28 protein-coding genes are annotated in these 21956 nt (G+C 65.3%); 15 read left to right on the forward strand and 13 right to left on the reverse strand.

Annotated elements, in window-relative coordinates; all coding sequences use genetic code 11:
• Nucleotides 1–39 precede the first annotated feature (39 nt).
• Entirely contained in the window at nucleotides 40–885 is an 846-nt protein-coding gene (locus tag AKG11_RS02785) for an MOSC domain-containing protein (protein ID WP_050742864.1), read from the forward strand.
• A gap of 2 nt (nucleotides 886–887) precedes the next feature.
• Here AKG11_RS02785 and AKG11_RS02790 read toward each other — a convergent pair whose 3' ends face one another.
• Both AKG11_RS02790 and AKG11_RS02795 read right to left on the reverse strand, forming a co-directional pair.
• Entirely contained in the window at nucleotides 888–1649 is a 762-nt protein-coding gene (locus tag AKG11_RS02790) for a Stf0 family sulfotransferase (RefSeq protein WP_050742865.1), read from the reverse strand.
• 63 nt (nucleotides 1650–1712) lie between these two features.
• Nucleotides 1713–2705 carry a magnesium transporter CorA family protein gene (locus tag AKG11_RS02795; RefSeq protein ID WP_023512999.1) on the reverse strand — a complete coding sequence of 331 codons (993 nt, stop codon included), beginning with the start codon at nucleotides 2703–2705 and terminating at the stop codon, nucleotides 1713–1715.
• Nucleotides 2706–3009: 304 nt separating this feature from the next.
• On the opposite strand from AKG11_RS02795, the gene AKG11_RS02800 reads away from it, so the two are divergent.
• The 7 genes from AKG11_RS02800 (at nucleotide 3010) to AKG11_RS02830 (ending at nucleotide 9436) form a co-directional block, all read left to right on the forward strand.
• A complete protein-coding gene (locus AKG11_RS02800; RefSeq protein ID WP_023513000.1) occupies nucleotides 3010–4245 on the forward strand; it encodes an MFS transporter in 1236 nt (411 codons plus the stop codon).
• Between the two features lie 171 nt (nucleotides 4246–4416).
• Nucleotides 4417–5496 carry a quinolinate synthase NadA gene (nadA, locus tag AKG11_RS02805; RefSeq protein WP_050742866.1) on the forward strand — a complete coding sequence of 360 codons (1080 nt, stop codon included), beginning with the start codon at nucleotides 4417–4419 and terminating at the stop codon, nucleotides 5494–5496.
• A 167-nt stretch (nucleotides 5497–5663) separates the two neighbouring features.
• The gene (locus AKG11_RS02810) at nucleotides 5664–7262 is read left to right on the forward strand and encodes an L-aspartate oxidase (RefSeq protein ID WP_024271433.1); all 1599 of its coding nucleotides are present in this window, start codon (nucleotides 5664–5666) and stop codon (nucleotides 7260–7262) included.
• A gap of 60 nt (nucleotides 7263–7322) precedes the next feature.
• Nucleotides 7323–7580 carry a type II toxin-antitoxin system ParD family antitoxin gene (locus AKG11_RS02815; protein WP_050742867.1) on the forward strand — a complete coding sequence of 86 codons (258 nt, stop codon included), beginning with the start codon at nucleotides 7323–7325 and terminating at the stop codon, nucleotides 7578–7580.
• Complete coding sequence (locus AKG11_RS02820) at nucleotides 7577–7948, forward strand: type II toxin-antitoxin system RelE/ParE family toxin (RefSeq protein ID WP_050742868.1); 372 nt, start codon at nucleotides 7577–7579, stop codon at nucleotides 7946–7948. The genes AKG11_RS02815 and AKG11_RS02820 overlap by 4 nt, the downstream gene beginning before the upstream one ends.
• On the forward strand, nucleotides 7945–8850 hold the full coding sequence (gene nadC, locus AKG11_RS02825; protein ID WP_050742869.1) for a carboxylating nicotinate-nucleotide diphosphorylase: 906 nt from the start codon (nucleotides 7945–7947) through the stop codon (nucleotides 8848–8850). The genes AKG11_RS02820 and nadC overlap by 4 nt, the downstream gene beginning before the upstream one ends.
• A gap of 70 nt (nucleotides 8851–8920) precedes the next feature.
• Complete coding sequence (locus AKG11_RS02830) at nucleotides 8921–9436, forward strand: superoxide dismutase family protein (RefSeq protein WP_050743148.1); 516 nt, start codon at nucleotides 8921–8923, stop codon at nucleotides 9434–9436.
• Between the two features lie 2 nt (nucleotides 9437–9438).
• Here the strand turns inward: AKG11_RS02830 and AKG11_RS02835 are convergent, their stop codons facing one another.
• The 5 genes from AKG11_RS02835 to AKG11_RS02855 all read right to left on the reverse strand — a co-directional run bounded on the left by AKG11_RS02835 (nucleotide 9439) and on the right by AKG11_RS02855 (nucleotide 13370).
• On the reverse strand, nucleotides 9439–10269 hold the full coding sequence (locus AKG11_RS02835; RefSeq protein WP_050742870.1) for a mechanosensitive ion channel family protein: 831 nt from the start codon (nucleotides 10267–10269) through the stop codon (nucleotides 9439–9441).
• A 122-nt stretch (nucleotides 10270–10391) separates the two neighbouring features.
• Nucleotides 10392–11366: an NUDIX hydrolase gene (locus tag AKG11_RS02840; protein ID WP_050742871.1), complete on the reverse strand. Its 975-nt coding sequence runs from the start codon at nucleotides 11364–11366 to the stop codon at nucleotides 10392–10394.
• Nucleotides 11363–11896, reverse strand: a complete 534-nt coding sequence (locus AKG11_RS02845) for a tyrosine phosphatase family protein (protein ID WP_050742872.1) — start codon at nucleotides 11894–11896, stop codon at nucleotides 11363–11365. Before AKG11_RS02845 ends, AKG11_RS02840 begins: the two co-directional genes overlap by 4 nt.
• A gap of 2 nt (nucleotides 11897–11898) precedes the next feature.
• The gene (locus AKG11_RS02850; protein ID WP_050742873.1) at nucleotides 11899–12528 is read right to left on the reverse strand and encodes a YfbR-like 5'-deoxynucleotidase; all 630 of its coding nucleotides are present in this window, start codon (nucleotides 12526–12528) and stop codon (nucleotides 11899–11901) included.
• A complete protein-coding gene (locus AKG11_RS02855; protein ID WP_050742874.1) occupies nucleotides 12525–13370 on the reverse strand; it encodes a CAF17-like 4Fe-4S cluster assembly/insertion protein YgfZ in 846 nt (281 codons plus the stop codon). Before AKG11_RS02855 ends, AKG11_RS02850 begins: the two co-directional genes overlap by 4 nt.
• A gap of 167 nt (nucleotides 13371–13537) precedes the next feature.
• Between AKG11_RS02855 and AKG11_RS02860 the strand changes: the two genes are divergently transcribed.
• Entirely contained in the window at nucleotides 13538–14146 is a 609-nt protein-coding gene (locus AKG11_RS02860) for a nucleotidyltransferase domain-containing protein (RefSeq protein WP_088016388.1), read from the forward strand.
• A 3-nt stretch (nucleotides 14147–14149) separates the two neighbouring features.
• Here AKG11_RS02860 and AKG11_RS02865 read toward each other — a convergent pair whose 3' ends face one another.
• From AKG11_RS02865 to AKG11_RS02880, 4 genes are all read right to left on the reverse strand, one after another.
• Nucleotides 14150–14932 carry a hypothetical protein gene (locus AKG11_RS02865; protein WP_050742875.1) on the reverse strand — a complete coding sequence of 261 codons (783 nt, stop codon included), beginning with the start codon at nucleotides 14930–14932 and terminating at the stop codon, nucleotides 14150–14152.
• A 16-nt stretch (nucleotides 14933–14948) separates the two neighbouring features.
• Complete coding sequence (locus tag AKG11_RS02870) at nucleotides 14949–15218, reverse strand: hypothetical protein (RefSeq protein ID WP_037409294.1); 270 nt, start codon at nucleotides 15216–15218, stop codon at nucleotides 14949–14951.
• A 92-nt stretch (nucleotides 15219–15310) separates the two neighbouring features.
• Nucleotides 15311–15733, reverse strand: coding sequence for a TIGR02301 family protein (locus tag AKG11_RS02875; protein ID WP_050742876.1), 423 nt, complete (start codon nucleotides 15731–15733; stop codon nucleotides 15311–15313).
• Nucleotides 15730–16164, reverse strand: a complete 435-nt coding sequence (locus AKG11_RS02880; RefSeq protein WP_050742877.1) for an NUDIX hydrolase — start codon at nucleotides 16162–16164, stop codon at nucleotides 15730–15732. The genes AKG11_RS02875 and AKG11_RS02880 overlap by 4 nt, the downstream gene beginning before the upstream one ends.
• Before the next feature lie 60 nt (nucleotides 16165–16224).
• Here AKG11_RS02880 and AKG11_RS02885 point away from each other — a divergent pair, with 60 nt between their 5' ends.
• A complete protein-coding gene (locus AKG11_RS02885; protein WP_050742878.1) occupies nucleotides 16225–17004 on the forward strand; it encodes an SOS response-associated peptidase in 780 nt (259 codons plus the stop codon).
• 31 nt (nucleotides 17005–17035) lie between these two features.
• Here the strand turns inward: AKG11_RS02885 and AKG11_RS02890 are convergent, their stop codons facing one another.
• Both AKG11_RS02890 and AKG11_RS35650 read right to left on the reverse strand, forming a co-directional pair.
• Entirely contained in the window at nucleotides 17036–17218 is a 183-nt protein-coding gene (locus tag AKG11_RS02890; RefSeq protein ID WP_023513237.1) for a hypothetical protein, read from the reverse strand.
• Between the two features lie 175 nt (nucleotides 17219–17393).
• The gene (locus AKG11_RS35650) at nucleotides 17394–17519 is read right to left on the reverse strand and encodes a hypothetical protein (protein WP_023513238.1); all 126 of its coding nucleotides are present in this window, start codon (nucleotides 17517–17519) and stop codon (nucleotides 17394–17396) included.
• 304 nt (nucleotides 17520–17823) lie between these two features.
• Here AKG11_RS35650 and cysS point away from each other — a divergent pair, with 304 nt between their 5' ends.
• The 5 genes from cysS (at nucleotide 17824) to pip (ending at nucleotide 21795) form a co-directional block, all read left to right on the forward strand.
• Entirely contained in the window at nucleotides 17824–19257 is a 1434-nt protein-coding gene (gene cysS / locus AKG11_RS02895) for a cysteine--tRNA ligase (protein ID WP_023513239.1), read from the forward strand.
• Nucleotides 19239–19736 (forward strand): GFA family protein, encoded by a 498-nt coding sequence (locus AKG11_RS02900; RefSeq protein WP_037409296.1) that lies wholly within the window; start codon nucleotides 19239–19241, stop codon nucleotides 19734–19736. The genes cysS and AKG11_RS02900 overlap by 19 nt, the downstream gene beginning before the upstream one ends.
• Nucleotides 19733–20230 (forward strand): GFA family protein, encoded by a 498-nt coding sequence (locus AKG11_RS02905; protein ID WP_050742879.1) that lies wholly within the window; start codon nucleotides 19733–19735, stop codon nucleotides 20228–20230. Before AKG11_RS02900 ends, AKG11_RS02905 begins: the two co-directional genes overlap by 4 nt.
• A 126-nt stretch (nucleotides 20231–20356) precedes the next feature.
• Nucleotides 20357–20839 carry a GFA family protein gene (locus AKG11_RS02910; RefSeq protein ID WP_023513243.1) on the forward strand — a complete coding sequence of 161 codons (483 nt, stop codon included), beginning with the start codon at nucleotides 20357–20359 and terminating at the stop codon, nucleotides 20837–20839.
• A complete protein-coding gene (gene pip / locus AKG11_RS02915; RefSeq protein WP_050742880.1) occupies nucleotides 20836–21795 on the forward strand; it encodes a prolyl aminopeptidase in 960 nt (319 codons plus the stop codon). Before AKG11_RS02910 ends, pip begins: the two co-directional genes overlap by 4 nt.
• Nucleotides 21796–21956: the final 161 nt, after the last annotated feature.

Here is a 21956-nt window from a genome sequence, read left to right on the forward strand (position 1 = left end):
GCAGGCCGTTGAATCAAAGTTTTAGGAAAGGTCGCCCGCATGAAGGTCGAAGGTCTCAACATCCACCCGCTGAAGAGCGGCCGGGCCGTTCCCGTCGAAAGCGCCGCCGTGCGTCTCGACGGCCTTGCCGGCGATCGGCGTTTCATGGTCGTGGAGCCGGACGGCCGCTTCATCACCCAGCGCGAGCTGCAGGCGCTGGCCCGCGTCGAGGCGACGGCCGTCGGCGACAGCCTGCATCTCGAAATGGAAGGCCGCCAGCTTTTTGCGAGCTTCGATCCGGAGGACCGCCTCGACGTGACCGTCTGGGACAGCCCGGTCAACGCTGCCGTCGCCGACGAGGCCGTCAACGAGGTCCTGTCGGACTGGCTCGCCCGTCCGGTCAGGCTCGTGCACATGGACGCGCGGGCCGAGCGACTGGAGGGCGAGGAGTGGGCCGGCAGCCCGGCGCCTGTCGGTTTTGCCGACGGCTTCCCCGTTCTCGTGACGACCACCGGCTCGCTTTCCGACCTCAACCGTACCCTCGTCGCCAAGGGCCAGGAGCCTGTCGGCATGGAGCGCTTCCGCACCAACATCCTCGTCTCCTGTGACGATCCCTGGGTGGAGGACCTGTGGGAAGCGATCGAGATCAACGGCATCACCTTCGATTTCGTCAAACCCTGCGCCCGCTGCATCATGACCACGCAGGACCAGAAGACCGGCGAGCGCATCGGCGGCAACCCGATCCAGGGCCTTGCTGAAAAGCGCATGTCTGCCGACCGCCGCGTGCCCGGCGTGCTCTTCGGCTGGAACGCCGTGCCCCGCAGCCAGGGCGAGATCCGCCTCGGCGATACGGTGCGCGTGACGAAGACGCGCACCGAGCGCTGGCCGATGAAGGTGCGGGCTTGAAGTCAGGCTAACGTGTTTTCCGCGCGAAACCGCGCCCCCCATTCCCGGCTGGTTTCGTCGGCCAACTTCCTCACGCCGGGCGCAACGCGATCGGCGGCTGCCGGATCCAGCCCCAGGTGGAGGAGGATGGTCCGTAAGGTGGCGCGCGGATCGTCGGATAGATCGTCATAAGAAAGGCGAAGCGGTGCTATCGCCTCGCGTTCGAACCACGTCTCCCACGCGCGGTCATAGGCCGTCATCGTCTCGACGTGGGCTCGGATGGCGTCTCGGTCGTAGACGGGCGCGCGATTCGGCGCGGTCCGCTCCAGTTCCGTGCCGTCCGGGGCGAGATGCCACAATCCGGTCTGTTCTGCTTTAAGGTAGGAAACCGCCTGCGCGAGCTTGTCGGTGCGCGTCAGGTGAATGAAGAGCGTCGTGCCGAAGATCCGTTGGATGCGTTCGCAATCGCTGAGATTGCCGGGGTGGAGGATCGCGAGCTTCTCGCAGAGGAAATCGAAGCCGTGCCTCTGCTGGCGAAGTCCGAAAGTTGCTGTATCCCCGCGTCCCTTGCGGTTCGCAGCCTCGAAGATCGTTTCGAGCAATTCGCGCTCCGCCATTGTTTCCACCAGTATGAGACCAAGCCTCGTCAGCCAGTCGGGCAAGGTCGGACGGTAGAAGAGTGAGGCCGGGTTTCCGGCGATACCAGTCGCCGCCAGGAGTTTGCACGGCAGGGTGCTTCCGCTGCGCGGAGAGGTGCAGATGATATACGAGTTGTATCGTGCCATGTCGGCCCGACTATCGTCGGCGTGTGACAGCCTGATGTCGGGCCGGCGTGCTCATGCTGCCTTTCAAACCCAGCCGCGTCGCTTGAAATAGAGGAACGGCATCAAAGCCGAGATGATCATCAGGCCGACCGCATAGGGATAGCCGAAGCGCCATTGGAGCTCCGGCATCAGCTCGAAGTTCATGCCGTATGCCGAGGCGACCAGCGTCGGTGGCAGGAAGACGACCGAGGCGACGGTGAAGATCTTGATGATCTGGTTCTGCTCTAGATTGATCAGGCCGAGCGTCGCGTCGAGCAGGAAATTGATCTTGCCCGAGAGGAACGCCGCATGGTCGCCGAGCGATGCGGCATCGCGCTGCACGAGCTTGACGAGCTGGCGGATGTCTTTCGACGGTCGTCGGGCCGGGCTCTCCACCGCCGCGTGATAGGCGACGAGACGCGAGATGCTGACGAGGCTTTCGCGCACGCCGGAGAGGAAATCGCCCTTGCGGCCGAGCTGCTCGATCAGCGCCTCGAGGTCGCGCGTCTTCTTGGTGGACGAGCCCTTCTTGCTGCGGAAGACCTCGCGGGAGATGCCGTCGATCTCGTTGCCGAGCCGCTCCAGCACGTCCGCCATGCGGTCGATGACCGCCTCGATGACGCCGAGCATCACGTCCTCGCCGGTCTCGTAGCTGTGGCCGTTGCCGCGCAGCGCCCGATTGCAGAAGGTCACGAAGGGCTTTGCATCCGCATGGCGCACCGTCACCAGCGTCGGGCCGGTGAGGATGAAGGTTACCGGCATCTTCATCGGTTCGTCGCCGTCGAGATTGGTGAGCGCCGTCATCGTCATGAATTCCGCGCCGTCTTCCTGGTAGAGGCGGGCCGACAGCTCGATATCCTCCATTTCCTCCCGCGTCGGGATCGAAATGCGGAGCGCCGCCTCCACGTCCGCCACCTCTTCGGGTGTCGGGCTCAGGAGATCGTACCAGAGGGCAGGGGCGATCGCCTGCTCGATGGCCGGGTTGGAAATTTCGCGCAGGCAGAAGCGGTCTGCCCTGCGGGCATAGATTTGCAGCATGCTTTACTCCTTGGAGGCATTCTCGCCGTCCGGAGCAAAGCCTTTTCGGGGGCTTTTACCGGATCGGTCGCTCGATTGCTCTCGATAGTCGACTGTCGGGGTCCATGATCTTATCCGGGTTCGGTTGGCGCCGTGTGACGCCTGGAGGGGACATGCGCTCAAAATGCCGTGGCGTCAAGCACATCCGGCGCCATGCCCGGTGCCGGGATTTCATCAATCCGGCTGATCGTCCGGTCAATTAAATTCGCTTTTGTTAATGCATGGCGCCGCGTAGTGTCCGGCCACACACTCCCGGAGACCCACCATGTCCACCCCATCCGTCGTTGCGGCGCCTGCCGCGAGCCGGCCCATGCCGTGGCTCATCATTCTTGCCGGCTCGCTGATCGCCGTGCTCACCTTCGGCCCACGCTCGGCGATGGGCTTTTTCCAGCTGCCCATGCTGCAGGATACCGGCTGGGACCGCACCACGTTCGGCCTCGCCATGGCGCTGCAAAACCTTGCCTGGGGCGTCAGCCAGCCGTTCTTCGGCGCGATTGCCGACAAGTTCGGCACCTGGCGGGTCTTGCTTGTCTCGGGTCTCGTCTATGCGCTTGGCCTGGTCCTCATGTCGTTCGGCACGTCGCCGCTCTGGCTGCATGTCGGCGGCGGCGTGCTGGTCGGGCTTGGTGTCGGGGCCGGCTCCTTCGGCATCCTGCTGTCGGCCTTCGCGCGCAATGTGACGCCGGACCAGCGCTCCATGGCCTTCGGCATCTGCACGGCCGCAGGCTCTGCCGGCATGTTCCTCTTCGCGCCGCTGTCGCAGGGCCTCATCAGCGCCTATGGCTGGTCGGACAGTCTCGTCTATCTCGGCATGCTGATGCTCATCGTGCCGTTGCTCGGTATTCCGCTGCGCGGCAATTCCTCCTCCGGCATCACGTCGGCAAACGAATACAAGCAGACCATCGGCGAGGCGCTGCGCGAGGCGCTCGGCCATCGCAGCTACCTGCTGCTGGTCGCCGGCTTCTTCGTCTGCGGTTACCAGGTCGCCTTCATCACCGCGCATTTCCCGGCCTATCTCGGCGATATCGGCATCGATGCGCGTTATGCGGTCATCGCACTGGCGCTGATCGGCTTCTTCAACATCATCGGTTCGCTCGCCGCCGGCTTCATCGGCCAGCGCTACTCGAAGCCCTATTTCCTCGCCTATATCTATCTCGCGCGCTCGGTCGCGGTGGCGGCCTTCATCCTTCTGCCGAAGTCGCCGGCCTCGGTCATCGTCTTCGCCATCGTCATGGGCCTGCTCTGGCTCTCCACCGTGCCGCCGACCAACGGTCTCGTCGCCATCATGTTCGGCACGAAACATCTCGGCCTGCTCGGCGGCATCGTCTTTCTCTCGCACCAGGTCGGCTCGTTCCTCGGCGTGTGGATGGGCGGCTATCTCTACGATCATTTCGGCACCTACGATCCGGTCTGGTGGCTCGGCGCGGCGCTCGGCGTCTTCGCGGCGATCGTGCACTGGCCGATCGAGGAAAGGGGCGTCGTACGCCCGGCCGTCGCCTGACCTAAAACGGTACCGCCGCCCGAAGGAATTCGGGCGGCGGTTCTTGCAAACCGTCACAAAAGTTTCTAAATCTGAACCACCGGCAATGCCGGTTTTGTTTTGGAGCTATTATGCTCAAACTGAGCAAAATAGCCTTTCCGCCGGAGGATGGCGGGAGAAAGGGAGGGTTCCATGACCGTTCTGGCCCAGCATGCGGGGATGGCCGAAGCCGCTCGTCCGCTGACTGCCGCGGAGCGCTTCGGCGTCGTCGAGAAACCGGATCTGGCCTTCACGCCGGAGATCGCCCGCGAGACGGAACACCTCTACGAGAAGGTGAAACAGTTCATTCCCGCCTTCGAATGGCCGGTCTACGCGCCCTATGTCGCCGCCATCAACCGGTTGAAGAAGGAGCGCGGCGCGGTCATCCTCGCGCACAATTACCAGACGCCGGAAATCTTCCACTGCGTCGCCGATATCGTCGGCGATTCGCTGCAGCTCGCCCGTGACGCCACGAAGGTGGATGCCGAGATCATCATCCAGTGCGGCGTGCATTTCATGGCCGAGACCTCGAAGCTGCTGAACCCGGAAAAGACGGTGCTCATCCCCGATGCCCGGGCCGGCTGCTCGCTGTCGGATTCGATCACCGGGGAAGATGTACGCCTGCTCAAGCAGCGTTATCCCGGCGTGCCGGTCGTCACCTATGTCAACACCTCGGCCGATGTGAAGGCGGAGACGGACATCTGCTGCACCTCTTCCAACGTGCTTGCCGTGATCGAGAGCCTGGAGAGCGACACCGTGCTCTGCATCCCGGATGAGTACCTGGCGATGAACGTCGCCAAGCAGACGAACAAGAAGATCCTGACCTGGAAAGGGCACTGCGAGGTGCACGAGCGCTTCACGGCGGCTGAGCTGCTTTCCTACAAGGAGGCCCATCCCGGTATCGAGATCATCGGCCATCCGGAGTGCCATCCCGACGTCATCGCCGTCTGCGATTTCGCCGGCTCCACCTCCGGCATGATCAACTACGTGAAGGACAATCGTCCCTCGCGCGTGCTGCTCGTCACCGAATGCTCCATGGCCTCCAACATCCAGGCCGAGCTGCCGGGCGTCGATTTCGTCAAGCCGTGCAATCTCTGTCCGCACATGAAGCGTATCACGCTGCCGAAGATCCTCGACAGCCTGGTCAACATGACGGAAGAGGTCGTGGTCGATCCGGCGATCGCCGATCGCGCCCGCCTTGCCGTCGAGCGGATGGTGAACCTGAAGCAGTAGAGGCGCAGGAGGCCCTGCGGCCCCTCATCCCCCTGCCGGGACCTTCTCCCCGTAAACGGGGAGAAGGGGAAAACGGCGAGCCCAGCGCTCCTCGCCCCGCTTGCGGGGAGAGGATGCCGGCAGGCAGGTGAGGGGCGCAGTTCGGCGGCGCGTCGGAGGAGTAAGACATGCCCATTGATAGTTTTCGTCCGCAATCCTGGAACGGCATCGACGATATCGTCATCGTCGGCGGCGGGCTTGCCGGCCTGTTCTGCGCGCTGAAACTCGCGCCGCGTCCCGTCACCATTCTCGCGGCTGCGCCGATCGGCCAGGGTGCGTCCTCCGCCTGGGCGCAGGGCGGCATCGCGGCGGCGATGAGCCCCGGCGATACGTTCGAAAAGCACGTCGCCGACACGCTCGAAGCCGGTGCCGGCATCGTCGATGAGAAGATGGCGCGCTTCATGGTTTCCGAAGGCCCGGCGCGCATCCACGACCTGCTCGAATACGGCGTGCCCTTCGATCGCGATCTCGAGGGCAAGCTGCTGCTCTCCCGGGAGGCTGCCCATTCGGAACGCCGCATCGTGCGCGTCAAGGGCGACATGGCCGGCAAGGCGATCATGGAGGCGCTGATTGCTGCGGTTCGCAAGACGCCGTCGATCCGGGTGCTCGAAGGCTATGTCGTCGAGGAGCTGGTGCGCGAGGGCCGCTTCATCTCGGGCGTCGTCGCCCGCCCCGATGCCGGCCAGTCGAAGAACCGCGTTCATTTCCCGGCCCGCGCCGTCGTGCTCTGCTCGGGTGGCGTCGGACATCTCTATGCCGTCACCACCAATCCGTGGGAGGCCTGCGGTCAGGGGGTCGGCATGGCCGCGCGCGCCGGGGCGATCATCGCCGATCCGGAGTTCGTGCAGTTCCACCCGACCGCCATCAATATCGGCCGCGATCCTGCACCGCTCGCCACCGAGGCGCTGCGCGGCGACGGTGCGCACCTCATTAATTCCGCCGGCCACCGCTTCATGCTCGATATCCACGCGGACGGCGAACTCGCCCCGCGTGATATCGTTTCGCGCGGCGTCTTTGCGGAGGTGCAGGCCGGCCGCGGCGCCTTCCTCGATTGCACCAAGGCGGTCGGTGCGCATTTCCCGGAAATGTTCCCGACGGTCTATGCCTCCTGCATCGCCGCCGGCATCGACCCCGTCACCCAGCCGATCCCCGTCGTGCCCGCCGTGCACTACCACATGGGTGGCGTCTTGACGGATGCGGAAGGCCGCACCTCGATCGACGGCCTGTGGGCCGCCGGCGAAGTCACCTCCACCGGCGTGCACGGTGCAAACCGCCTTGCCTCGAATTCGCTGCTTGAAGCGGTGGTCTTCGCCGCCCGCATCGCGGAAAACATCAAGGGCATGCTGCCGGAGCCGAAGATCAACGACTGGGGCAAGAATGCCGGCGAGAGCGACGACCTCGTCACCATCGAGGACAGCCCGGCGCTGAAGCGCCTGCGCCGCATCATGAGCGACCATGTCGGCGTCATCCGCAGCCGCGACGGTCTGAAGACGGCAATCCGCGAGATCGCTGCGCTGGAGCGCGAAAACAGCCGCATGCGCTTCCACAACATCGTCACCACGGCAAAGCTCATCGCGACGGGTGCGTATCTGCGCGAGGAAAGCCGCGGCGGCCACTTCCGCTCCGATTTCTCCGAGCAGAAGGCCGGCTGGAAGCACCGTACCTTCCTTACCCTTGCCGATGCCGAGAAGGTGGTTGCGGACCTTGCGGAAACGGCGGCGGCGTGAAGTTTGGCAAAAATTGACAATCGCTCTTTGCGCACTAGAATCGGGCGAAAGGATCGCGCCATGCCGACGCTGAATGTCAGTCTCACCCCGGAATTCACCGACTTTATCGAGGACGCCGTCGCAAGCGGCTCCTACGTCTCTGCAAGCGAGGTCGTTCGTGATGCGTTGCGTTTGATGCGTCAGGAACAGGAAAGCGAGGCGGCCAAACTCGCGCTCCTGCGCAAGGCGGTCGATGCCGGGCTGGCGCAGTCGGAGCGGGGCGAGTTTTCCCGGCGCTCCGTCACGGACATTTTTACGGCTTCAATCGGCGAAAAATGATCGTTCGGCTGACGGTTGAGGCCGAACGGGACCTTACCGAGATCGCGCGCTACACGGTGACGGCCTTCGGCGTTGTCCAGGCCATGAACTATGCCGCGTTGATCGAGCATGCCATGAGCCTTCTCGCCGAAAACCCGCTCCGACCGGCGTCGCGGGCACGCGACGAGCTCCGCCCCGGCGTGCGCTCCATGCATTTTTCCCGTGCGGCAGCCCGGCGCCATGCTGCTGCGCACGTTCTTTACTACCACCTCGTAGCAGGCGCGGACGAGGCACAGGAAATCGTCATTCTCCGCGTTCTGCATGAACGCATGGAGCCGTTGAAGCGGCTCGTCGATGCCAACAGTCCAGAGAAGGATTCTCCGCCATGACCACCCCCCATCTCCCCGTCCTCTCCCCGCTGATGGTCGAGGATCAGGTGCGCGCCGCACTGTCGGAAGATCTCGGGCGCGCCGGCGACATCACCAGTCAGGCGACGATCGCACCGGGCAGTCTGGCGCGGGCGGAGCTGAATGCGCGGGAGGAGGGGGTCGTCGCCGGCCTCGATCTCGCCCGCGCGGCCTTCCGGCTGATGGATCCTGCGATCCGCTTCGAGGCCTTTGTGAAGGATGGCGACCGGCTTTCGCCGGGTATGGTGATCGCGCAGGTTTCCGGCCCCGCCCGCGCCGTGCTGTCGGCCGAACGGGTGGCACTGAATTTTCTCATGCACCTTTGCGGCGTGGCGAGCTACACGGCGCGGTTCGCCGCCGAGATCGCCCATACGCAGGCGAGGGTCTGCTGCACGCGGAAAACCATCCCGGGCCTGCGGGCGCTGGAAAAATACGCCGTGCGCATGGGCGGCGGCTCGTCGCACCGCTACGGCCTCGATGACGCGATCCTCATCAAGGACAACCATATCGCCGTGTCCCGCGGTGTTGCGGGCGCCATTGCGGCCGCCCGCGCCTTTGCCGGACATCTCGTCAAGGTGGAGGTGGAGGTGACGACGCTGGAGGAGCTGGAGGAGGCGCTGGAGGCGCAGCCCGACGTCATCCTGCTCGACAATATGGGGCCGGAGCTCCTGCGGCGCGCCGTCGAGATCAACCGCGACTGTGCGGGGTTGACCGAGGCGGCCTACGCCGCCGACCCGCGCCGCGTGAAGCTGGAAGCCTCCGGCAACGTGAATCTGAAGACGATCCGCGCCATTGCCGAAACCGGTGTCGACTATATTTCGACCTCCAAGATCACCATGGCTGCGCCGACGCTCGACATCGGCCTTGATGTCGTTGTGAGCTGATCGGGCCGGAACACCCCGGCGGACGACGCGTTCCGTTTCCATGGACAATGGCAATCGGAAGGACGCATCCATGTGGAAGATCGTTGCACGCGCCGTGCTGGCCGCCCCGCTCATCAGCCTGCCCGCCGCCGCCCAGCAGGCGGCGGATACGGCCCGGGCGGATTTCGTCGATCGCGCAGGCAAGGAAACCGGCCGTGCACAGGTGACCGCAGGGCGCGACGGCGTGCTGTTCGAAGTGGAGATCTCCGGCCTCGAGCCGCGAAAATGGGTGGCGCTGCACATCCACGAGAGCGGGAGCTGCGATCCGGCTGGCGGCCACGCATCGGCGGGCGGGCATTTCAACCCGGATGAAAAGAGCCACGGGTTCATCTCGGCGGACGGTCCCCATGCCGGCGACCTGCCGAACCAGTATATCGCCGAGGACGGCGTGCTGCGCGCGCAGGTCTATTCGACGCTGGTCCGTCTCGACGATGCCGAACGCGGTATCCGCGGCCGGGCGCTCATCGTGCATGCCGGCTCGGACGATTACCGCACCGACCCGTCAGGCGGCGCGGGCGACAGGCTCGCCTGCGCCGTGATCGAATAGGCCTATTCGGCCGGGGCCGCATCCGGCTCCGGTGCGGCGAGCTTCTGCCCGAAGGCGACGCGCACACGCCGGTTCATCTCCCGTGTCGTCCTGAACCATTGCGGCGTCGCCACCCAGTAGCGCAGCGTCAGGATGGCGGCACTGGCTTCCAGGCTGTCGACGAAGACCTGCGGCGGCGGCACGGATTCGATCGTGGGATCGTTCTGTGCGATCGACAAAAGCCGGTCGATCTCACCGTCGATATCGCGATCGTCGGGCACCTTCACCTGGAGATCGTGCTTGCGGGTGCGCTCGCGGCTGTAGTTGGTGACGGGCGTGTTCCAGAGAGTCGCGTTCGGTGCCAGGCGATAGAGCCCGTCGCTGGTCTTGAGTTCGGTGGCAAACAGCCCGACCTCGGTGATCTCGCCGGAAACGTCCTTCGTCTCGATGTACTCGCCGACCCGGAAGGGCCGCAGCACCAGAAGCATGATGCCGGCCGCAATGTTCTGCAACGTGCCCTGCAGGGCGAGGCCGATGGCAAGGCCTGCGGCACCGAGGGCGGCGATGATCGAGGCGGTCTGCACGCCGAACTGGCCGAGCACCGTGACGAAGACCAGCACGAGGACCGCATAGCGCAGGATGTTCGCGAAGAAATGCGCGAGCGTCGCATCAATGCCGCGCACACGCGAAAGCCCCGTCAGCGCCCAGCGGTGCAGCAGCCGTGAGAGAAACCAGCCGAGCACGAGCAGCACGAGCGCGCCGAGGATCGAGAAGGAGTATTGCACGGCAAGCGCGCTCGCCTGCGCCAGCGCCGCCCGTGTTGCGACGATGATGTCGGTTGCCTGTTGTTCCATGAAAGCTTTCCCCATTGATATCAAAGGGGGAATGGCAGGATGCAGGATAAGTTCCGGCGAGAGCATTTCCAGCCGAAGCGGGGCCGCTTCGGCGTCGGGCAATGCGGAAGAAACAAAATGCTTTAGCGCATGCCTACCTTGAGCCCCGGGGCCGGACGTTCCTCGAGAATGCGGCGGCGGAAGCGGAAGAGTGCGGCGGGGCGCCCGCCGGTGGCGGCGGTGGAGCCGCCGGTCGCCTCGACCAGCTCGGCACCCTCGACCAGGCGGCGGAAGTTTTGCTTGTGCAGGTGTCGTCCGGAGATTGCCTCTACCGTCGCCTGCAATTCGGTGAGCGTGAATTCCGGCGCCATCAGCTCGAAGATCACCGGACGGTATTTTATCTTGCCGCGCAGCCGCGCCATCGCGGTCGCAAGAATCCGGCGGTGGTCGTGGCGCATGGCGATGCCGGGCACGGGATGGCACGATCCGGTGCGCCCGTCCGTCACCGCCTCCTCGGCAAGGCCCGCTTCATAGAGCAGCTCGTAGCGCTCCAGCACGCGCTCCTCGTCCCAGGGAAAATCGTCGAGGCCGAAGGCGAGGCGCAGGCGCGTGCGCATCGAAGGCAGGGCGCTCACCCGCTCCTTGCGCGTGGTATCGGCGGCGAAGGCCTTCAGGGCGGGGAGAATGATCTGGTCGATGAGGGCCGGCCGGCCCTGCCGCCAATCCTCCCAGGGAAGGTAGGTGTACCAGTCGCGCCAGGCGGCGCCGGCTTCCGCCAGCCGCTCGTTCGCCTCCGCATCTGTACGGGTGAGCGCGATATAGCCGACGGAGACCATGTGTGTGCCGGCCTCGTCCGGCAGCTTCTGGCGGCCGCGGTCGCCGAAGGTGTAGAGCTGTTCGATATAGCCGAGCTTCAGCGCCGTCTGCGCCTCGACGCTGGCGCGCAGGCTCGTCTCGAAGGTGCGGTGCTGGTGGGGATCGAAGGGGCCGAAGGGCAGGGCATCCCGGCCGCCTGCGCCGCCGCCGATGGCGAGGATGCAGGGGGTGCGGCCGGAAATCGCGACGACCGCTGCGTTGAGGCCGATCTCGACGGGCGGACGGACGCGGCTCTCCGTCATGGCTGCGCCGTCTCCGGCGCTGCGGAAAAGGAGAAGGGGCTGTCGCCGACATAGTCCGCCCCGCGGCCGATGGCCTTGACGGCGGCGACGAGCCGCCCGCCGCGCGACAGCACATGATCGCCGATTTCGACCAGCCGGGCGTTCGGCGTCGCCTGCACGGAGGCGTGGCGAAGGCGGGTGGCAAGCTCGTGTTCGTCCTGGTCCGGTTCCACGGCGAGCGCGGCGATCAGCGCGGCGGCGGGTGAGCGGGAAACGCCCATCATGCAATGGACAAGCAGCGGCGCCTGCCGGTCCCAGCCGCGGGCGAACCCGATGATCGCAGCCACATGCTCTTCGCCGGGCGCGACAAGGTTGCCGGTGCCGGCAAAGGCGATGTCGTTGACACCGAGGATCAGGTGGCGATCGGCGGCGATGACGGCCGGGCGGTGGAAACTCTGCTTCGGTGCGACGAGGCTCAGCATGTCGCGGCAACGGTGCCGCACGGCGAGCTCCGCGATCTTGCCGATGGGCGCGACGACGATCGTGCCCATCGTCAAACCGCCGCGGCGAGCGGGCCGCGCTCCCGTTCCAGCGCTTCGAAGCGATCCGCAAAGCGCTGCTGCGCAAGGGGCGCGGTGAGCGGGGCGATCTCGATCATGTCGAGTGTGATGCCGCGCGGCGCGCCGAAGAACTTGACCGCCTCGGCATGGGAGAAGCCGGCAAGCTCCGTCGCCTCGAAGAAGGCGGCGACCTGGTCGGCCTTCTTGATCTTCGCCTTCAGGCTCGCGGGCGTGGCGGACGGCAGGCCGAAGCGCAGATGCACGGCCGCCTCCAGCCGCTTCTCCACCGTCTTGTAGCCGCCGCCGACCACCGCCTTGAAGGGCGAGATCATGTCGCCGATCACATATTCCGGTGCATCGTGCAGCAATGCCATCAGGCACTCGTCGGCATTGCAACGGTTCTGCTGGCGGAAGATCGCCTCGACGACAAGCGAATGTTGCGCCACCGAAAAGGCGTGGTCGCCGTTGGTCTGGCCGTTCCAGCGCGCGACGCGGGCAAGCCCGTGTGCGATGTCGGACAGCTCGATGTCGAGCGGCGACGGATTGAGCAGGTCGAGGCGGCGGCCCGACAGCATGCGCTGCCAGGCGCGGGGTTCCGTCTTGGCGCGGGCGGCTCCGCTCATTGCGCCGGCACCTCGGTGGTTTCCTGCGGGAAGGCAAGGCCCGTCCATTGCGGCAGGGCGACGGTGACAGGCATGCCGTCGGCGGTGATCGGCGTGCTGCCATGCATGGCGTCGGCCGCGCGGTCGATGCGCACGATGGCAAGGCCGCGCGTGCCGGACACGCTGCCGAGCGTGCCGATCGGCTTGCCGCCGGCCAGAAGCTCGGTGCCGGTCGCGGGAAGGTCGGCCTCGCCGGTGACGATGACGGGACGGCGGCGCGCGGTGCCGCGGTGCTGCATGCGGGAGACGACTTCCTGCCCGACATAGCAGCCCTGGCGGAAGGAAAGGCCACCGGTGAGGTCGAGCAGCACATCGTGCGGGAAGGCATCGCCGAGCGCATAGTCCTGGCCGGCTTCGACAAGGCCGGTGCCGATGCGCAGGGCGTCGTAGAGCGCCGGGTCGTCGCCGCCGCCAGTGCCCGCGCGGCGTGAGAGGAGAAGGCCGGCCTTGGCGAAGCGACCGTCTTGCGGCGCGCCGGCCTCGGGCGCGTCCCAGGCGATCGCCACCGTGTCGCCCTCGACGGTTGCAAGGTCGACCGCGGCGCGCAGCTTGTACATGGTCAGGCGCTTCAGGAGTGCATCGCGCTGCGCGTCCGTCGTCTCGATCAGGAAGGCGCCGTCGCCGTCGCGGCATATCAGAAAGTCGAACAGGATCTTGCCCTGCGGCGTCAGCAGGGCACCGGGACGAATCTCGCCGGTCGCAAGGTCGGGCAGGTTGGTGGTGATGAGCGATTGCAGGAAGGTTTCGGCATCGGTACCGGAAATGCGGAGGAAGGCGCGGCCGGAAAGTGTGACGGAAGGCATGATTCGATCCAGATTGTGCGCCCGCCGGCACCATGCGGCAGCGGGCGGTGCATGATCGCACCCGTTGAAACAGAGGTAGAACGGCCGGGCGCCTTTCGCAAGGTCGTGCCGCCTTGCGCTGTACGTCCGGATGGCGGAGAAGGGCGCCGCGCGAAGAAAGGTGATCCATGATGACGGCAACGCCGACACTTCCCCACGATGCATGGGCCGCTTGGCACCCGCAGGAGCTCGCCCACCGGCTAGCCGGCGTCACACGGCCCTGGTGCATCGTCGGCGGCTGGGCGCTCGATCTCTGGCACGGGGAACAGATGCGGCCGCACGACGACCTCGAATTCACCATTCTGCGCACCGATTTTGCGGATTTCCGCGCAGCCTTGCCGGGCCTGCGTCTCCATACGGTCGGTGACGGCCATGTCGAGCCGCTCGGCGCGGAGGACGTGCTGCCTTCAGGCATCGCGCAGGTCTGGTGCGAGGATGTAGCGGCGGGCTGCTGGCGTGTCGACATGATGCTGGAGGACGGCACGCCCGAGACCTGGGTCTACAAGCGCGATCCGTCGATCCGCCTGCCGCGCGCCGATGCCGTGCGCAGGACGGGCGGTGGCATCGCCTATCTCGCGCCGGAGATCGTCCTGCTGTTCAAGGCAAAATACCGGCGCGACAAGGACGAGGCGGATTTCGCCAAGGCGTTGCCGCGGCTCGACGCAAAGCAAAGGTGCTGGTTGCAGGCGTGCCTCGCGCAGGCCTATCCGGATCATGCCTGGAGCGTGGTCTTGTAAGGCTCAGTCGCCGGTGACGAAGAATTTCCACTGGCCGTCCGGCGTGATGCCGACGCGATAGAAATTGTAGCTGCCGAATTCCTTCATGTCGGCGAAGTCGCCGGCGGTGACGATGCGCAGCAGCTCCACCTTTTCCGGCGGTGTCAGCGTGGCGAGCGACTTTTCGGCGAAATAGGGCCAGACATACATTTCGTCCGCGGTGCCCTTGCCGACATGCACGAAGCCGGTCGCCAGCACGTCGAGCAGGATCGCCAGAACCTCGATGCCTTCCTCGTCGCCCGACTGGCCCTTGAGGGTTTCGACGGGCCCTTCGTCGGTCTCGACGATGGAGACCTGCGTTTCCGTCATGCCCTTGCCGAGCAGGGGGCGCAGGCGCTCGATATCGCCGGAGGCGGCAGCCTCGACGATGAGTTCGCGCATGCGGCGCACGGGTTCCGGCGCCTTGGCGATGTCGGAGAAGAACTCGACCGGAACCTCCGGTTCGTCGTCAGCCTTGTCGTCGGTGGCGGGCGCGTCGTCGGAGGGTTCAGTCACCGCCTGGTTACGGCGAATCAGCGGATCGGGCAGCGGCAGTTCGAGAGGGCCGGTTTCTTCCTGCTCCTCCTCGACGGGCGGCGTCTGGCCGTCCTCGGCCGGCTTCTGCGGCACCTGCCCCTGTTCGTTCTTCAACTCGCTGAGCCCAAAGGCGGGACGGACGGGTGCCACCAGTGCCGTCGTCGTGAAAAGCACGGACAAGACGATGAGGCTGCTGCGAAACAGCGTTTTGCCGTCAGGCGACGTCTGCATGACTTGTCTTTCCAGCCTATTGCAGGATGCGCTCGGGGGAGAATTCTCCAGCCAGCATGCGCTCGCGCAGCGATTCGAGCATCGCCTCCGCGCCACGTTCGCCGTGAATGCGAATCGTCTCGCGCATGGCGAGCGCGATGGCGGCATCGGCGATGATTTCCGGTTCGATGCCATCAGCCATGCCGTCGGCCCAGGCCTCGTTCTGGTATTCCAGAGCCGCCTGCATCTTCTCGTGCACGATCATCTCGTCGATATCGTTGAGAGTAGGTTCCATTGATCGGTCCATGCGGGGCATTCAGTTCTTACTTGACTGTTAACGACCTTAGCAGCCTTTTCCCAAAACGGCACTGGGTCCTGTAAAAAGAGGTTAATTAACCGCTAATTTCCGAAGCGTGCGGTAATTTCTGTGGCAAGTGTTGCACCTTCGTTACGGTATCTCTCTTCTGCGACAACAGCCGAGTCGGTGCAAGCGGTATAGATGGCCGCAAAGGAACGATATCCACGGTTGAATGCCGCGGTCAGTTTCTCCTGTCTTTTCGGCTCGTTAGCGGCTTCCAGCTCGATGAGGCGCTGCATCGAGGCCCGCCAGCCGTCCTCCGGCTTGTCCATGCAGAGATTGCGCAGGTAGTGCACGGCGCCGAGGATTTCCGAGAGCCGTTCCAGCCGTTCGTCATAGGGTGCGGGCTTTTCCTCGACGGCCGCCGCGGGCGGTGTTTCCTTCGCGTCACCCTTTGCCTTCTGGGCGAAGGCGGGCGCGGAAAGCGTCAGGGTGAGAAGGAGGGCGAGCCGAATCACCGTCATGCGGTCTGCCCCGTGCGTTCCGCCTCGAGGCGCCGGATGCATTCGCGCACGCTGTCCGGCGCCGGCAGCTTTTCGATCTCCCCGGCCGTGTACCAACCGACGGCCGCCGCATCGTCCGAGGCGACGGCGATGGCCGTGGGATCCGCCTTCACCTTGAAGACGGAGAGGCGGAACGACGGGCTGCCGGGGCCGTCTTCCCTGCCGGGCAGGTCGTAGGTCGCGAAAAGCAGTGGTTTTTCGGCGCTGATGCCGGTTTCCTCGAAGAGTTCGCGCAGCGCCGTCTCGGCCGGCGTCTCGCCCGGCTCGCCGCGCCCGCCGGGAAAGGCATACATGTCCGCCGAGGGCGGGTTGCTGCGCAGGACCAGGAGATAGCGCCCGTCGCGTTCGATGATGGCGGAGGAGGCGGGCTGGGGCGTCTTGGATTTCTTCATCGCGGTCCGGTTCGGTTGCGCTCGATTGACCCCTTATAGGCAAAGTGCGATGACGATGCCATGTGTGGACGATTTGCATTGCTGGCCAAGCGGGATCTTGCGCGCGACTATCTCGATCTCGCCGAGCTGGACGACCTGACCGAGCGCTACAACATCGCCCCGACGCAGCCGATCCTGGTCGTCGTTGCGGGGGAAAGGCAGGAGCCCGGCAGCAACCTGCCGGAGCGCAAGGCCATGCTGGTGCGCTGGGGTTTCATGCCTGGCTGGGTGAAGGACCCGCGCGACTTTCCGCTGCTCATCAATGCGCGCGCCGAGACGGCGATCGGCAAGGCCTCGTTCCGCGCCGCCATGCGCCATCGCCGCGTCCTCGTGCCGGCCTCCGGTTTTTTCGAATGGCGCCGGCCGGAAGGAAAGGGCGCCAAGGCGCAGGCCTACTGGATCCGCCCGAAGAAGGGCGAGATTCTCGCCTTTGCCGGGCTGGTGGAGACGTGGTCTTCCGCCGACGGTTCGGAGGTCGATACCGGCGCGATCCTGACGACAGCGGCCAACAACGACATTGCCCGCATCCACGACCGCATGCCCGTCGTCATCCGCAGGCAGGACTTTTCGCGCTGGCTCGACTGCAAGACGCAGGAGCCGCGTGAGGTGGCCGACCTGATGAAGCCGATCGACGACGGTTTCTTCGAGGCGATCCCGGTCTCCGACAAGGTGGGCAAGGTCGCCAATATGGGGCCGGATATCCTGGAGCCGGTGGAAGAGCGGGCCGACGAAGCGCCGGCGGAAAAGAAAAAGGGCGCGGAAGCGCCCCCATCATCGTCCGACCAGCTGTCGCTGTTCTGAAATCGCGCCGGCGAGGCCGCCTTGGAGCGGCTCAATCGTAGAGCGGCTGGAGCACGGCCGGAATATCGCGCTTGGAGCGCTTGTCCTCTGTCTTCGCCTCGGGCTTGCAGCGCGTGGCGGCCACGACGGCGGGCAGGCCGAGCGGCTTGTAGCGCGCCTGGAGGTTTTCGTTTGCCGCATGGTTCTGCGGCGGCTGTTTTCGTGCGGTCGACATTGTCTTTCTCCTGAATTGTCAGGCAGCCCCGTTTCGATCCCCCGGTTGCTACCCCCGATGCGTTATGCATTTACGCGACCCATTCGGCCAAATTCTGCTCAAATTTTGATCGATCTGCGGCAAGCGACTGAAAACACAGGTTTTCGAGATCAACTATTGTGACGGCCGCAAACATTCATTTCCTCGGAACCTGCCGCACCTTGATCATCAGAAAGGCCGCGATGACGGCGCGGATGCCGATCGGATTGTAGCGGCTGGCAAGATCGGTCTCGGGGCGTGTCTCTGTCTTCCGGGTCGTCATGATGCTGTCCCTTCGGTTTGCCGGCGGGCACTGCCGGTCTCACCCCTTCTTTTTCCCATGCGGGCAGGGGCGGCCGTGTCACCGCGGGAACAGGAGGCCTGGCGAGAATTTCGTCCGGGAACGGGCCGCGCCCGCTTGACCGGACGCCCGCACGGCGCGATAAAGCAGGCCATGAAAACGGTACTCTGCATTCGCCGGAGCATTATTCGCTAGCGCACGCGCTGGCCCGGCCGTTTTCGTCCCTCAAAATCCCCGGATGACAACGACCCGGCCAGCCGGGTTTACGCCTTTTGGGGAGATTTCTATGGCCGAAAAGCCGGTCCTGACGCTGTACAACACGCTCACGCGCTCGAAGGAGCCCTTCGCTCCCATCGATCCCGACAATGTGCGCATGTATGTCTGCGGCCCGACGGTCTACGACTTCGCCCATATCGGCAATGCGCGGCCGGTCATCGTCTTTGATGTGCTGTACCGCCTGCTGCGCCATGTCTACGGCGAAGACCACGTCACCTATGCCCGCAACATCACCGACGTCGACGACAAGATCAACGCCCGGGCACTGCGCGATTTCGGAAAGGAGATCGGGGACGGCACGCTTTCGCTCAACGAGGCGATCCGCCGGGTGACGGAGAAGACGGCGAACCAGTTCCACGCGGATATCGCCGCGCTCGGCACCATGGAGCCGACGCACGAGCCCCGCGCCACGGAGTTCGTCCAGCCGCGCGGCGACGGCAAGGTCGACATGATCACGCTGATCGAACGCCTTATCGAGCGCGGCCATGCCTATCAGGCGGGCGGCGAGGTGCTGTTCGACACGCAGTCCATGGCCGACTACGGCCAGCTGTCCAAGCGCAACCTCGACGAACAGCAGGCCGGCGCCCGCGTCGCCGTCGACGTGCACAAGAAGAACCCCGGCGATTTCGTGCTCTGGAAACTCTCCTCGCCGGAAGAGCCAGGCTGGGAAAGCCCCTGGGGCCGCGGTCGTCCGGGCTGGCACATCGAGTGCTCCGCCATGTCTGCCGCCTATCTCGGCGAGACCTTCGACATCCATGGCGGCGGCCTCGATCTCATCTTCCCGCACCACGAGAACGAGATCGCCCAGTCGCGCTGCGCGCATGGCACGCCAGTCATGTCGAATGTCTGGATGCATAACGGCTTCCTGCAGGTCGAAGGCCGCAAGATGTCGAAGTCCGAGGGCAATTTCTTCACGATCGCGGAACTCTTGCACGAGGAAAAGTTCGGCGGCCGCAAGTGGCCGGGCGAGGTGCTGCGCCTCGCCATGCTGATGACGCATTACCGCGAACCGATCGACTTCTCCGTCAAGCGGCTGGAAGAGGCGGAGCGCCTGCTTGCCAAATGGCCCGCCGGTGGCAATCCGGCCGAGGGCCGGGTGGATGAAAGCGTGCGTGCGCCGCTTTTCGACGATCTCAACACCGTCGCGGCCGTGCAGGCGCTGCATGCGCTCGCCCAGTGCGCCAATGCCGATCCGCTGATGCTGCCGGTCTTCGCCGCCAGCGCCGAACTTCTTGGCGTCCTGCCGAAGAAGGCCGAGATCTCCAAGGCGCTCGAGGATAGCATCGAAACGCTGATCCAACTTCGCCTGGAAATGCTCAAGGCGAAGAACTTCGCCGAAGCCGACAAGATTCGCGACGACCTCGCCGCCAGGGGAGTCCAGCTGAAGGACGGCAAGGACGCCCAGACGGGCGAGCGCGTGACGACATGGGAGGTGAAAAGGTGACCACCCCCTTCTACACCGGCGGGTGCCAGTGCGGTGCCGTGCGCTTTCATGTCGAAGGGGCGCTCGGCGATGCGTCGGTCTGTCATTGCCGCATGTGCCAGAAGGCGAGCGGCAATTTCTATCTGCCGCTGGTCTCCGTGCGGCAGGCCAAGCTGACCTGGACGCGGGGAGAGCCGAAGCGCTTCCAGTCGTCGAACCATGGCTATCGAGGCTTCTGTGCCGATTGCGGCACGCCGCTGACCTATGAGGCGCCGGACGGCGTGGCGCTGACCATCGCCGCTTTTGACGACCCGGCGGAGATCGCCCCGCGCATCCAGTGGGGCGTCGAGGCGAAGCTGCCCTATGTGGACGCGATTTGCGACCTGCCGGGCGAAGAGACAATGGCGGACCAGGAGGCGGCGTCCTTCCTCGCCGACCTTGTCTCCTACCAGCATCCGGACCACGACACGGACGCATGGCCGCCGGAGCGCAAGCCATGAGCATTTCCCGCATCTATACCGGCGGGTGCCAGTGCGGCGCGGTGCGCTATCGGGTGGAAGGCACACTCGGCGATCCGCATCTGTGTCATTGCCGCATGTGCCAGAAGGCGGCCGGCAACTATTTCCTGCCGCTTGCCAATGCGCCACGCGACCGTTTCACCATGACCCGCGGCGAGGCCGGCTGGTTCCAGTCCTCGGAGATCGTGCGCCGCGGTTTCTGCCGCGATTGCGGCACGCCGCTGTTCTACGACGCGCTCGCCGCCGACCATATCAATGTGACGCTCGGCTCGCTCGACGATCCCGACGATGTCCGCCCGGTCGCTCAGGCGGGCGTCGAATCGCGGCTCGTCTGGTTCGCGCAGCTGGCGAAACTGCCGGAAAGCGAGAGCGAGGACGGCGAGTTCGGCGCGGCGCGTCACATCGTGGTCCGCGCCTCCAACTGTCAGCACCCGGACTATGACACGGACCATTGGCCGCCGGAGGACATTCCATGACCGAGACCCGGCCGGAGCTCGGTTTTCCGCGCAAGTGGCTCTATTTCATCGCCGGCAAGCTGATCCTGATCACCGCCGTGGTGGTCGCCGTCGTCGTCTATTCCGCCTATCGTTGAAGGAGCTGCCATGAGCGTCGAACAGGAAGAGACAAGAACCGGGGGCTGCCAGTGCGGCGCCGTGCGTTTCCGTATCAAGGGCGGGCTCGGCCGCCCGTCGATCTGCCATTGCCGCATGTGCCAGAAGCAGTTCGGCGGTTTTTTCGGCCCGCTCGTCACGGTCGAGGGCGAGGTGGAGTGGCCGCGCGGCGAGCCGGCCTATTTCCAGTCCTCGATCAACATCGCCCGCGGCTTCTGCCAGCAATGCGGCACGCCGCTGGCCTACAAGCATCCCGGCGGGCTGGAGATCGCCATCGGCGCCTTCGACAGGCGCGATGACCTCGCGCCGCAGATCCAGGTCAATTTCGACGCCCGGCTTCCCTGGGTCGAGGCGATCTTTTCCGCGCCCGCCCACAAGGACCCCGATTACTACAGCCAGCAGGAGAAGATCATCTCCTTCCAGCACCCCGACCACGAAACAGAAAACTGGCCTGCCCACGGAATGAAATTATGAGCGAGACCCTGCGTACCCTCTATCCCGAAATCGAACCCTATGCCTCCGGCCATCTCGACGTCGGCGATGGGCATGTCATCTACTGGGAGCGCGCCGGAACGCCCGGTGCGAAGCCGGCGGTGTTCCTGCATGGCGGCCCCGGCGGCGGGTTCTCGCCCGCCCACCGCCGCCTGTTCGATCCCGCCCTCTACGACGTGACGCTGTTCGACCAGCGCGGTTGCGGCAAGTCCACGCCGCATGCGGAGCTGGAGGCCAACACGACCTGGCATCTCGTTGCCGACATCGAACGCCTGCGTGAAATGGCCGGCGCCGAAAAATGGCTGGTCTTCGGCGGCTCCTGGGGCTCGACGCTGGCGCTTGCCTATGCGGAAAAATATCCCGAGCGCGTCTCCGAACTCGTGGTGCGCGGCATCTACATGCTCACCAAGGGCGAGCTCGACTGGTACTACCAGTTCGGCGTCTCGGAAATGTTCCCCGACAAGTGGGAGCGTTTCATCGCGCCCATCCCCCCGGAAGAGCGGCACGAGATGATGCATGCCTATCACCGCCGCCTGACGAGCGATGACAAGGCGACCCGTATCGCCGCGGCGCTTGCCTGGAGCCTGTGGGAAGGCGAGACGATCACGTTGCTGCCGGAGCCCTCGACGAGCGACAAGTTCGGCGAGGACGAGTTCGCCCACGCCTTTGCCCGCATCGAGAACCACTTCTTCGTCAATGCCGGCTGGCTGGACGAGGGGCAGCTCCTGCGCGATGCGCACAAGCTGCAGGGCATTCCCGGCCTCATCGTGCACGGGCGCTACGACATGCCGTGCCCGGCAAAACAGGCCTGGGCCCTGCACAAGGCGTGGCCTGAGGCGGAATTCTACCTCGTCGAGGGGGCGGGGCACGCCTATTCCGAGCCGGGCATTCTCGACCGGCTGATCTACGCGACGGACAAGTTCGCGGGGAAAGTTTGAGAGACTGCCCCTCACCCAAACCCTCTGCCCGCACGCGGGGAGAGGGGGCCTGTCGAATGCAGGGTTCGGGTTCGAGGTTTTCGGCGCGGCATATTCCTTCTCCTCGCCTGCGGGGAGAGGGTGGCGGCAGCCGGATGAGGGGCGGATTGAAGTGTTCAATG

It is taken from the genome of Shinella sp. SUS2 (genome assembly GCF_001262505.1).
Taxonomy (GTDB): Bacteria; Pseudomonadota; Alphaproteobacteria; order Rhizobiales; family Rhizobiaceae; genus Shinella.